Origin of the sequence: Paenibacillus sp. MB22_1 (assembly GCF_047200555.1) — a bacterium.
GTDB classification, from domain to species: Bacteria; Bacillota; Bacilli; order Paenibacillales; family Paenibacillaceae; genus Fontibacillus; species Fontibacillus phoenicis.
This window is the reverse complement of record NZ_JBLADV010000003.1, coordinates 29,661-42,675: the sequence shown is the minus strand read 5'-3', so window position 1 is coordinate 42,675 and position 13,015 is coordinate 29,661. Positions and strand designations below refer to the sequence as shown.

Genomic DNA, 13,015 nt, shown 5'->3' with positions numbered 1-13,015 from the left:
TAATTGCAAGGAGCTTTATGATTGATGGATAGGGGAGGGGAATAGGTAGGGGAATAGAAAAAGCCGTTCGATACCCCTGAGGGGGAGGGAACGGCTATAAATTGAGATTAGCGGTCTACCAAAGATGCTTGCTCGTTGATGTAATTAATAAGCGCGGCGGGCGGTTGCTTCATCATCCCAAGAAGCTCTTTCAATTTAGATAGGGAAGTCGGATTAGCCCACTTCAATTGCTCGCCAACAACATCATTTAGAATAGTGACTTTAAACAGCCCACTTTCATCTTCATCATCGTAATCGATGTAGACATCAAGGTCATCTTTTTGAAATCGAATGCTCTTGTAGAAGCCAGGATTCTTCGTGTAGCTGCCGTATTGACCATTGTGATACCCTTTAAAAACAAGAATAATATGGTTCTCCCTTGCCACTTGTTTACCAACAAAATCATATCTTCTGTTGAAAGCTGAAGCATTAGATCGCCTCCTGATTTTTGATATACCTATATAAATCTGATGGCGATCCGGCTCCAAAAAGTAAAAAGGTCGACCCCTGAATACGAAGTCGACCCCATATGGGGGATAAGACATGATGAACCTTGGTTACTCCTCGATTAAAACCAATACAACAGAATCAAGATGTATGGATGTCTCCATAGATTTTCAAACAAAAAGCAGGGGTTCATTCCCCTGCCCGAACCCCATAGAAAAATCAAACTTCCTCAAAAGACTCCATAAACTCTTCCTCTCGCTCTTCCGCCATTGATACTCCATAACGGCGATATTCATCATAAATAATGGTTCCCTCTAGGTCAATAATGCCAAGATTCGTTTGCCCATTCACTTGACTTTCGAGAGCCGTTAGACTTGGATGGAAAATAACCCCTTGTTCCACCCAGTAATTCAATATTGCTGTGACCTCTTTATCGAAATTATAAGAGGACTTTACCCCAAGGACTCGAACATCAAGGTTCTCCCTATACGTGTAGGGAATCACGTAAAGATACACGTAGTTACCATTTTGCAAGGCTAACTTACAACCCTTGAAATAGACCCTACGCTTGTTCGGAGTCAAAATCAAAGCACACATGTTTAGACGGTAAACATGTTTTCTCGGGAGAATATAGATGTACTTACGTCCGAAACCGGTATCAATGTAATCCACGTACTTAAACCCCTCAGATGGCTTATGCTCCCTACCATCCACAAACCTTCTCAAACCAATCGAAATCTTACTCACCACCGCTACACAATCATGACTAACCGGGATTTGATCGTAAACATAATTACCCGAACTATCCCGACGAAATGACCCATCCGAAAGAACTTGACGCTTCTTCAGAGTCGTCCGACCGACTAACTGAACTTCTTGCTCATTCAAACGGTCAAAAAACATCTCCGTTACCCCTTTAATGAAAGCCATACGACCCTTAGGAATGCCGTTAATCATGGTATCCAATCGAGGTAATGGTAAATCCGTAATCTTAAAGGAATGTGCCATGCTTCTACGACCATTCATCATATCCCTAAACTCTTTCGCAAAGACTGCATCGTTTGTCTGCATAAAACTCCCACCTCCTTATAGTAGAAGGACTTTAATCACTAAAGAAGGACTTAATGAAGTATAATAATTTCTGAAGAAAAATAAACTCCGATCAAAGCTTTTTGGATATACCCCAAGGAAAAGCAAATTTGAGGAAGCGTTGTGATTACCAACTCAATTACCTTCGAAAAGAGTTACCTCATTAGGGCATTTACGTGCTATTTGATAAATACGATATAAACCTTATCCAACTTCAAAGGCTGACCTTCCTCGTAAATCGTTACCCTATCCTTCATTTCAGCCGATAAATTCTTGATTAAGTGCTGCGCGGCGGATAAAGTATGGTCGCCAAAGTCATAGATCACCAAAAATTTATAAGCTTCGGTCGGATCAAGCGACTTCATTTTGGTTTTGCCTGTAAGCAACCCCTTAATATCATCAATGATACCCCTTTTCTGGTTGGAACCAAATACGTAGCCGTTATTGATCGGTTTATTACATTTGATCTCGGCTACGATCTTTATATCTCCGATGACCATTAGATCATAACCATTATTGCTTGGCTTGGTGTTAAGCACCTGATCCAAGTAAACCTGATAATTCTCCTTAACATAAGGGAATCGGTCGCTCAGCCATTCGATGAAACGGATCGTTGTCTTATATGTAAGGATGTTATGTATGTCCTTCAGAGCGGTCTTGATGTCCTCGAAATCCTCAACTGATAGCCTGGAATAGTAATCGTCGTTACTGCCGGTTATTTTGTCCGCGATGAATCGGTTGAAGCGTTCTTTCAGTTCGGCTTCTCGATTATAATGTTGGCTCATGAATAACAACCCCCGCTGTTTCAATTAAGACCATTATACAAGAGATGCAAAATTCCTGTAAGTAATTGGGGATTGTGATTGAACTGTTGTGGGTCAGTGATAGTGACAACCCTAATATCGTTCTCATTGTCCCAAATGTCGAAACCACTTCAAAACTTTCCCAGTTGTCATGCGGATCACGACTTACTTTTCCTGCCGTTTAGTGTTTGAAACGAAAATAACAGAACAACTGAAATAGCCCCCCCCCCGCCGGAAGGAGCTATTCCACGTTCATCTTGACATCAAACAATCATCTGTTGCATTAAACCTTTTTTCAAAGTTTCTAATTGATCAAGTTTTTCAATCTCTTTTGCTAACTTAATATCAAGTTTCACAAAAAAATCTCTAATCAACTTTTGCTCTTCATTCACCGGAATAGATAGTTCCATTTTCATCAGGTTCGATTTCGATAAATTGTAACGAGTCGACCCTTGAGCCAACATAGTGATGTGTTTCCTATAACCTCCAGATCGCAATAAATATGCTAGAAATATGGGATCTATAGGCTTTGACAACCTAAACCCAAAACAAAAGCTATTCAGATAGACGTTAGGAATTTCATGACTCCACACTGAAGCCATACCAACCTCTTCGGGTGTTTCAGAAGAAGTCGTAAATAGAATGTCCCCTGCTAGAACTTTATGTTGATTTTCATTAGCACCAATTGATACTTTCTCAAGACCATCAATTTTGGCAACGGTATTCGTGAAAACATTCATATAGGTTATAAACGAACATTCTCCATCACCAAAATCATCTTTTGTCTTACCACTTAACCCTCCGTATGTTTCACCGAGATCGCCAAGCTTCACTGTCCCCCACTCAGGAAACTCTTGCCCATTCTCATCTTTGAATCGAATCTCCTGCGAAAAAATCTTCTGGAGCATGCCTTTCTTGAACAACTCCAACTGTTTGATCTTCTCCTCTTGCTTCACGATCTTTTGATCGAGGAGGGAGAAAAACGAAGAAATCTTCCTTTGCTCATCAATTGTGGGAATATAAAATTCAAAACCTGAGTATTCACTGGCATTTATCCCTGGCTGCCCCGACCTCATTGACATCAATTTTACCCAACGATTGTAGTGAGATCTCCAAGTTTGATAGTAAACAAATCGATGATCTACTGTCTCCTTAATCCGAAGACGTATAAGGAAACCTGCAAAATACATCTTCCCATCTTCACTTCTGTACATATAACTTTTTCCTGTACTTGCCCCAGTCCTGGCTAACAAAATGTCTCCTTCTTTGAGCAAATATTCATCGGTCATAGATCCTTCAGGAGAAACTTTATTTTGTTCAATATAAAGATGACTTTCTTCATCTATATCAGTAATCCTGATGTACTTATTTTCACCGTCAAAATCAGTTGCAGCAACGTTTAAGCCGTAATCAATAGATTTCGATACAGCTCCAATAGTGGTAGGCATCCATTGCTCGGAAAACCCTTTAAATCTAAGACTTGGGTACACTTAGTTAACCCCCAATTCCTTCAGATACTTCTCAAGCTCCGAATCAATCTTGTCAAGTTCATCATCAATTTCCTTAAGTCGAGTTTGAACCACTTGAATATCTATCGCTTCTTCTTCCTCAAAAGTATCGACATACCTAGGAATATTCAAGTTATAGTCATTGGATCTGACTTCGTCTAGACTAGCGGCATACGAATACTTCTCGATGGTTTGACGTGTCTTATAGGTTTCTACAATCTTCTCAACATCTTCGTCACGCAAGCGGTTCTGGTTCTTGCCTTTCTCGAAATCATTGGAAGCATCAATAAACAGAATATTATCATTCGCTTCTCGGCATTTTTTGAACACCAAAATGCATGTTGGAATTGAAGTGCCAAAGAAGATGTTGGCAGGCAAACCGATCACGGCATCCAAGTAGTTCTTCTCTTCAATCAAGTATTTGCGAATAACCCCTTCAGCCGCGCCGCGGAACAATACCCCATGAGGAAGGACAACTGCCATTGTTCCATTATCGTCAAGGTGGTGAATCATATGTTGAACAAAGGCGAAATCAGCTTTGGACTTGGGAGCCAGCTTACCATAAGCACTGAAACGCTCGTCTTGCAGGAACTTCTCATCCGCACTCCATTTAGCAGAGTAGGGGGGATTCGCTACTACAGCTTCGAAGCGCATACCAAGATGTCGCGGCTCCTCTAAACTATCAGCATTCTGAATATCGAAGTTATGATAGGACACATCATGTAAAAGCATGTTCATACGAGCTAAGTTATACGTAGTCGAGGTTTTCTCTTGTCCATAAAACTTCCGTACTTTCGCTTCCTTGGCAACCCGCAAAAGCAACGATCCCGAACCACAGGTAGGGTCATAAACATTTCGTATATTCTGCTTACCTAGTGTTACTATCTTGGCAATGATTTTTGAAACTTGCGGTGGAGTGTAGAATTCACCAGCTTTTTTACCCGCATGGGCTGCAAACTGACCGATTAAATACTCGTAAGCGTCTCCCAAGACGTCAATATCCGCATCATCATGTGAGAAAGGTATGCTGTTGATATTAACCATTACTTTAGCAATAACTTTGGAACGAGACTTCACATCACGCCCTAATTTTGACGAAGATAAGTCCATATCTTCAAAAAGGTTATGAAATTCTTCTTGGCTTTCTGCCCCCAACGTTGAATCAGTTACTTTATTAACTGCATTTTGAAGCATCTCAATATCGAATTTTCCTTGCTCGCCCTTACCTATTTCCTCAATCATGCTTGAAAACAGATAGTCAGGTTCGATAACATAACCAATCTCCTGAATAAGTTGATCCTTTAATCCTTCACGATAAGCCTGATCTTTCCAAGCATCCTTATATGAAATGTTATCTTCTTCGAGCAATTTGTTTGCCCGATCCTCCGTTTTTTCAGACAAGAAACGATAAAAGATCAAGCCGAGAATATAGTCCTTGAACTCGTAAGCTTCAAGTTGACCCCGAAGGTCATTTGCCATGTCCCAAAGCTTCTTATGTAATTCACCTTGTTGATAACGCTGCAACTCAGTCGTTGTCATTTGTTTACCTCCTCCTTTAGATACCCCATTAGTATTTGTTTGATATATTGCTGTTCCCATGCGATTCTCTCCTGAAGTAGACGATTTTTTCGATGTAATAATCTGTGGACACTACCAATTCTCACTTGATCGTCCATAGGTGGCAAAATAACTTCCAAAGTCCTAAGCATTTGAATCGATAAAGCTGCGATGCTGGAACCTTGTGTTGCGATCTTCAATTGTTTGCGACAATCTGGATGTTCATTTATAAACCACTCCAGATAGTCAGGATGTAATTCGTTTGTAGGCTCAATAATGGCAAAGTTAGAGGGAATCAACTTACCGACATGCTCTTTCTGCAATGCCATTGCTCGTTGTCCGGTTAAGCTGATTAAGACTAATCCCTCTTTGGCAAGCGGTAAAGTACTTAAACGAGCTTGCTCTACATGAACATCTTGTTGATTTTCTACCGATGTAGGATCAAGACTTAACCACTCATTCATTTCTTTCATCGTGTAAACCGAAAGCTTTACTGCTTTCGGTGATGGTGATATTTGGATACGAGAAAGAAATGCTCCTTGCACCACCGATGCACATTGTTCTAAATTCAAACCAACCCTCCCCCTTGCTATTTTTTCAAATAGCATCAATATCAACAAGATCATCATAATAAAAAACAGCAGAAAAGGCAATCCCTTTTCTGCTATTTTTATAAATAGCACTACGAGTATCGTTTGGTATGCTCGGTGATGAACTCAATTATTCGTTGGATCATCGCTCTTTTTTGTAAGAACGGTAACTTTACTGCATCACTAATCTCTTGTTGATTAACAAGTCCACCATACTCATACTCCTGAACAAAACCTTGGACCTCTTCAGGTGACAACCCCACTTCACCTGCGAATGCCTCAATTTCCTTCATACGTTCTTCTTGTTCGAACGCATTGTAGCTATCGTCCACCGAATCGGCATTCGTTAATGTCGGTACGACTTTACGTAAGAACTCCTTCAACAAATTCGCCTTGAGACGGAGTTGCTCATTGTCAGCCCGATCAATCTCATCTTCAATGTTCTTTATCGACTTGTCTCGATCTTCCTGATTATCGAAATCGATGCTCCTGATTAAATTCATGATGTAACTAACATTGATCCGATCTGTGTGCATCAGCTCGATCAGGAAGTCAACATTAGCCAAAATCGATTCCTTCCCCCCTCCGCGCTTAACTTCATCATAAATACGGAGGTACTTACTCCTGTAGTCCTGGTACTCCTGCTCATGAATACCTAACCTAACTGGATCGAATTCAAACTCGGTGAAAGTTTGGAGGCGAGTCAAGTACTTAGTAAGATCACGGAAGCTGACTACAAACTCCTGCTTTTCCTCTTCCTGCTTCAGCGCATCCACTGCCGCTGGCGTTAAGGCAAGGGCTTTTACTTTTGACAGTGCTGCCCTAAACATTTGAAGGTACTCTTCGTAGCTCTTCATCAGGACATCGTCAATATTGTCAGTCTTCGAGAACAACTTGATCGCTTCATCGGTATCTTCCTTCAAGTTGCGGAAGCAGACAATATTTCCATAGGGTTTAGTCGCTTTTTCCGTTCGATTGGTGCGTGAGAAGGCTTGAATCAAATTATGATACTTCAAAAAACGATCCATGTAGAGGATGTTCAGGGTCTTGCTGTCGAAACCTGTTAAGAAAATGTTGACCACCAACAGAATATCGATTTGGGCAGTCTTGACTCTTCTGGAGACATCAGCAAAATACCCCTGATACTTATCAGTAGAGAAATTGGTGCCGAACATGACATTGTAGTCTTTAATGATACGTTCAAGACTGTCCCGCGAATGCTCGTCTTGTCCGTCACCCTCACTATCTTCATTCTGCCCATAGGTGAAGATACCGGCAATCTTCAAGTTATGAGACATTGATTTAAAGGTATCGTAATACTTAACCAGCATCGGAATGCTGTCCACAGTAAATAAACCGGTATACCCCTTACTGCGGGACTTCCGATCATGGTGGGTGATGATATGTTCGGCAATCATACGGATACGATCATCGTGCATCCAAACTTCATCGGTTAAAATTCCTTTTACACGGGTTTGATCCTTTTCATCAATCGAGACATCAACCGTTTGGATATACTCCACCGAAAACCCCAAGACATTACCATCATGAATAGCATCTTTAATCAAATACGTATGTAAGCACTTCTCGAAAATATCGGCAGTTACCCGACCATCTTGACTTTTATTCTCCTCGAACAGAGGTGTCCCCGTGAAACCAAAGTACTGAGCTTCTTTGAAATGCTTATTGATCAAAGTATGCATCTTACCGAATTGACTACGGTGACATTCATCAATGATAAAGACAACCCGTTCATGCTGATACGGTTTCATGATGTGCTCATAACGTGGATTTTTAATAGCGTTTGCCATCTTTTGAATCGTAGTAACGATCAGCGGCTTAGTTAAGTCCGAAATTTGTGCCACCAGTTTGTCCGTATCATCCGTCATATCCACTGAACCGGGTTCAAACTTGTTAAATTCAGCAAGGGTTTGGCTGTCCAAGTCCTTGCGGTCAACGAGGAAGAAAACCTTCTTGATGTGTGGTTCATTAGCAAGAATCTGACTCGCCTTAAATGAAGTTAACGTCTTACCGCTACCAGTGGTGTGCCAGATATAACCGTTGTTCTTGGTTTCTAAAGCCCGCTTAATAAGTGCTTCAACAGCATAAACCTGGTAGGGGCGCATAACCATTAACAGCTTCTCGGTCTCATTCAATACCATGTATCGAGCGATCATCTTCGCGATGTGACATCTTTCCAAAAAGCTGGCTGCGAAATCACTTAGATTAGTGATGCGATTGTTTTCTGCATCCGACCAAAAGAAGGTATGCGAAAACAAGATGTCACCATCTGAGTTAGCAAAATACTTCGTGTCGACCCCATTACTGACTACAAACATCTGCAGGTAACGATATAACCCTCGGAACGAGTGCTTTCGATACCTCTGGATCTGATTGAACGCCTCTTTAAAATCTAAGCCGCGGCGCTTTAGCTCGATCTGAACCACGGGTAGTCCGTTAATGAGGATTGTTACATCATACCGGTTTTTATAAGTTCCTTCGACAGTTGTCTGATTGGTGACTTGAAAGAAGTTTTTACACCACTCTCGAGTATTCATCAACTCAAGGTAAATCTCGGTTCCATCATCGCGTTGGAACACTTGCTTATCCCTGAGAATTTTTGCAGAATCAAAAATACTCTTACTGTCAACCTGAGTCAAAAAGCGGCTGAACTCAGCATCGGTCAGTGGCTGACCGTTCAACTTCTTCGCGTTGAACCTATTCAGTTGCTGTTTAAAGTTTTCGAGAAGTGAATCGTAATCATTTATGGTTACTCGTTCGTAGCCTTGACGAACAAGTTGCTCGATTAAATTTTTCTCCAGTTGGGCTTCCGATTGATAGGACAAGTACGAGGCCTCCTTTTTGCTATTCATACATACCCCTTATACACAGGGCTCTTACATAATTCTGCTAACGCTTGTCGATATCCTTCTAAAGAACCAAATACTAGAGATGACCGTAGAAAATGTGCCCCTGTCATATACCAATCAGGATCTTTTTTCAACAATAAAATAAAATATAAATTGGGCTTATCCACCCTAATCCAACACCACTCTCTGCACATAAAGAAATATGCTACAATAGTCTTAATATTTCGAGTTTGTTTTAGGGGGGTCTCTATGTCAGAAAAACATGCTGACAAATTACTTCATGTGCAAAACGGAGTAATTCGTCATCTGCTATATTCAAAGGTAGATGAAAAAGATTTAATCAATCGTTATCGCACAGTTGTCAAGCGTGAAGTCAAGCATGATTTGAAAGCTGCTTTTGAGCGATTAGACAAACAAAAGCTTGTGGAAATCATCGCTATCTCTCCAGAAATAACTGAATCAGACATTGAAACCTGTTTTGAAGAAAACAGATATAGCCGTAGACCAAATTTCCGGCTATTTATGTTACGTCCACATGACCCCCAAGTGAACTCGGCATCGTTTATATCCGGTCATAAGAATGATGCTGGCGTAACCAAAATGAATGAGTTGCTCAAACCCGTCATATATCCCAAGGATAATGTTTTTGGTCTAATCGCAATCGACCAAACTGTTGTCAACCATGAAACCTTAGAAATCGCATTACAATATCAAGAGAGATATAACTATATAAGTCCTGAAACCGAACAGTCTGAATTTATTTACGAACTGAAATTCGGGTTCTTATGGATCAACTTCGACCAACGCTTTGTAAGTATCAGTATTCCCACTGAGTCCCTAGTTGGAATAATATCCAGAACAATTCAAGTAGCCTTTAACTGCTTTGTGTCACCAGTGAACATCACAAAAAATATTGTTGACAGTGTGTTTAGCAAAGAATTCATGAAACGAACCACTTTGAACAACCCTGATCCTGCTTCGGGTAAGCCAAGCAAAATTACTTTAGTTGATAGCGATCTGGGCAATAAAGTAGGGCAACTGACTGAATTTGACGGGTACGATTCGCCAAGTTCAGTTTACCAAGAAGCCATCGATGAGGATGGCGACTTCTTCTCAACACTTGGGGTCAATAATGACAAAGGGAAGATCTACCTTACTCGTCAGCTTAAAGCCTCTGAGATGAGACGTTGGGGAATCTGGCGAATTGAACAAATCATGAATTACATTAACTCCGTACATGACAATGGTGAGATCGATGAAAAATTCGAGTCGTTTGGTCTCGATGTAGATCCCGATCTTGTTACTTTCACTACTACAAATGACGAGAGAAAAGTAATCTTAGAGGTCATAAAGGCAGTTGTTACCTGTAAGGTCAAGAAAATTGAAAGTTTCAAATTGCATGACTTAAATGTCCATAAAATTGTAACTTCATTGAAGAAGCACACTATTGCCCGGTTTTATCCTTATTGCGAAAGTTGCGACCACTATACGGATATCAACTGCAATCACTGCGGAAACACCGATTTGTTAACGATTTCTGTGAAGAAGGGACAAGCTCCGAAGGTCGTATGCTCATTCTGTTACACTGAGCTCCAGCAAGATAATGTTCGTTGCCTTATGGATCATAAGGTTAGAATTGATTCCTGGTACGATGGGGCTATGATCAATCCCAAATCAGCATTAGTCGAACTTACCGAGAAGATCATTAGTAAGTATTTTCCAGATGTCGCCTTCTCGCATGAAGAAGAGTCTTTCTATCTTCAAAACAATGTTGTTCACTATTCTTCCAGAATCGCATCCAAAGTTATGTTCAAAGTAAGAGAACTCGAACAGTTTAAATCGGTCTGGGATCGAAGAATAACCCCGAAACCCCGTGAAGAACTGCATGAAGTACTAAGTCTGATTACTGAAAAATGTTCGTATCATAGTGTGGATGCTTGTCAAGCCTGTCAGCATGAAAAAAGTGTCCGCTGCATCATGAAACCATTTGTAACTTTTACTGATCATAAATTACATCCGCATCATGGCCAAGAATTTGGCGATATCAGCTTTACTATAAAAATGCTTGATATGGACGATGCCGTATTTGTAGGTATAGCCAAGAGTTATGAGAAGAAGCCGATAAAACCCACAGACAAAAAAGCATATGAAATGCTTCAACAATTCGTGTATAAATGTAAGGATACTACTGTCAATGTTCTAGGGATTGTCGTAGCAGGTGAACTAGAACAGGGTTTTGTCGCCGTACTCCAAGATCTTGCTGGAAGGTACAGAAAGAAAGTCGTTATGTGGACATACGAGGAATTGATTCTTGCGGTCGATTATGCAATCAGGAGCTATAATCTGTCAGTTTCAGACGTTATTGAAGAACTGAAAGCAGATATTACTAGAAGGAAAAAACAAAAGCCTGCAAGTTAATAGCAAAGGAGAAGCTATCTCAATAATTGGCTTCTCCTTCCCCTTGGGATCACGATATTAAAATTAACTTACTAAACATTATCATTACCCACCGTCAACGTCCATAATCAAAGGCTGATCTTCCTCGTAAATGGTCACCTTGTCCTATGTCGAATAGATAATTCTCAATTAGGTATCACGCGGCGGTTTCAATGTCGACTCAAAAATAATAATTCGAGTTAATCAAAAGGCTTGATGGTCAAAAATAAAACCCGACTATTGTCGGGTCAGCCTGTTGAAAAACTTTCAACAGGCTGAGGACAGATATAATATGCCCTGCTCATCTCATATTTCAAATACCTGATGCACTGATTCATCTTCAAACGAAGAAGCTGTAACAATCCGATCCGAGAAGTCTTCTACCCCTTGGATAGATTCCCTGCCTAGCAAAAGAGATAAGACTGAAAAACCCTTTTTATCCTTCAGTTCATTCCATGTCTGTAGGAAATGCTCACTCACATGAGACTCTCCGTCTGTCACAAACACAATATCCGCTTTATTAAAGCGGCTCTGTTTAATGATTTGACTTGCTGCCCTAAGTGGAGGTTCAAAGCTTGTTCCCCCACCCAAAAAAATAGTGGCCAACTGAATCATATCCTGAACTGTTATTTTCCCACGCTCATAGATCAACGGAGTATCTGCATGTGAAGAAAACGGAATCCATGCAAAGTCTCTTCGCTGCTTACGGGCAATACTCATCAAGGCAAGAGCAAATCCTTTGGAGATGGTGTCTTGTCCACTCATGCTTCCGGATTGATCTAGGCACAGGATGATTGGCCCCTTGCCTAGCTGTTCAGGCCCCTTTGTATCATACTGAAGCGTTTGACCCTCAACATAACGGCGTAGGAAATCTATTTTCGTCATAGGGCTGGCGTAGCTCCCAAGTTCCATCGGAAGTAGTTGTTCTATATCATTTCCCTGCTTAATCCCATTACGGTTAATAGCATCCTTATGCTTCGAACGCTGCTTCCGATTAGCAATCACTTTCATACGACCAGCCCACCTTGCAATGTCCTTCATCTTTCTATCGTGGCTCAACCTTTCAGCTAGGATGAGTTGATCTTTCAACGGAACCTTTTTCAGTTCACTATCGCCACTTCCTGCCTGCATACCCCCCAAAAGAGATTTTACATTCTCCTTGGCTTCTGTTGCTTCTTGTGCAGCCTTTGCCAGCATCTTAGATAGTTCGTTGCCGTTCTGATTCAAGGCTGAAGATAATGCCTCTGACGCTTCCTGTGAGGCGCCTGGCTTTCCCTTCATAAAGTTTTGCAACGCATTCGCCAAGTCCTGATCCTTTTGCGCTTGTTCTTTAACCCATCCAAGAACCGTCTCACTATATTTCGTTGTTCCAAGAGCAGCAGCTAGGTCATCCAGTCGAGTAAACTCACGAAACTCCTGATAGCTTTCGTCTGACATCACCCGTTCCATAAGCTGATGATTCATCTCTAGCCCTTCAGGAACCTCTTCCAGCAATTCAGGCTTCATTTTAAAAAGGCCTGCCCACATGTCACCCATTAAAGGTTGGAAAGAGGGAAATAATTTACTTCCCTCTTTACTAACCTCTCTGAGCTTCTTGGACATCTCTAAAATCTGCCCGAAGCGTCTCCGATCATATGAATCTGTGTTTAAAACAGAACCTTTTTGCTCCTTCATCT

Annotated in this window: 9 protein-coding genes; 1 reads left to right on the top strand and 8 read right to left on the bottom strand. The window is 41.1% G+C overall.

Annotation, left to right across the window (positions count from 1 at the left end):
- Positions 1-107 precede the first annotated feature (107 nt).
- From ACL02P_RS24240 to ACL02P_RS24210, 7 genes are all read right to left on the bottom strand, one after another.
- Positions 108-584, bottom strand: a complete 477-nt coding sequence (locus tag ACL02P_RS24240; RefSeq protein ID WP_089550008.1) for a hypothetical protein — start codon at positions 582-584, stop codon at positions 108-110.
- Positions 585-705: 121 nt separating this feature from the next.
- Positions 706-1,557: a hypothetical protein gene (locus ACL02P_RS24235; protein WP_089550007.1), complete on the bottom strand. Its 852-nt coding sequence runs from the start codon at positions 1,555-1,557 to the stop codon at positions 706-708.
- Between the two features lie 197 nt (positions 1,558-1,754).
- A complete protein-coding gene (locus ACL02P_RS24230; protein WP_412837268.1) occupies positions 1,755-2,360 on the bottom strand; it encodes a hypothetical protein in 606 nt (201 codons plus the stop codon).
- A gap of 281 nt (positions 2,361-2,641) precedes the next feature.
- Positions 2,642-3,868 carry a restriction endonuclease subunit S gene (locus ACL02P_RS24225; RefSeq protein ID WP_412837269.1) on the bottom strand — a complete coding sequence of 409 codons (1,227 nt, stop codon included), beginning with the start codon at positions 3,866-3,868 and terminating at the stop codon, positions 2,642-2,644.
- On the bottom strand, positions 3,869-5,425 hold the full coding sequence (locus tag ACL02P_RS24220) for a type I restriction-modification system subunit M (RefSeq protein WP_412837270.1): 1,557 nt from the start codon (positions 5,423-5,425) through the stop codon (positions 3,869-3,871).
- Complete coding sequence (locus ACL02P_RS24215) at positions 5,422-6,015, bottom strand: restriction endonuclease subunit S (RefSeq protein WP_412837271.1); 594 nt, start codon at positions 6,013-6,015, stop codon at positions 5,422-5,424. The genes ACL02P_RS24220 and ACL02P_RS24215 overlap by 4 nt, the downstream gene beginning before the upstream one ends.
- 110 nt (positions 6,016-6,125) lie before the next feature.
- Positions 6,126-8,879, bottom strand: a complete 2,754-nt coding sequence (locus ACL02P_RS24210) for a type I restriction endonuclease subunit R (protein ID WP_412837272.1) — start codon at positions 8,877-8,879, stop codon at positions 6,126-6,128.
- Between the two features lie 273 nt (positions 8,880-9,152).
- On the opposite strand from ACL02P_RS24210, the gene ACL02P_RS24205 reads away from it, so the two are divergent.
- On the top strand, positions 9,153-11,321 hold the full coding sequence (locus ACL02P_RS24205; protein WP_412837273.1) for a hypothetical protein: 2,169 nt from the start codon (positions 9,153-9,155) through the stop codon (positions 11,319-11,321).
- Between the two features lie 324 nt (positions 11,322-11,645).
- On the opposite strand, the gene ACL02P_RS24200 is transcribed toward ACL02P_RS24205, so the two are convergent.
- On the bottom strand, positions 11,646-13,013 hold the full coding sequence (locus tag ACL02P_RS24200; RefSeq protein WP_412838287.1) for a VWA domain-containing protein: 1,368 nt from the start codon (positions 13,011-13,013) through the stop codon (positions 11,646-11,648).
- Positions 13,014-13,015: the final 2 nt, after the last annotated feature.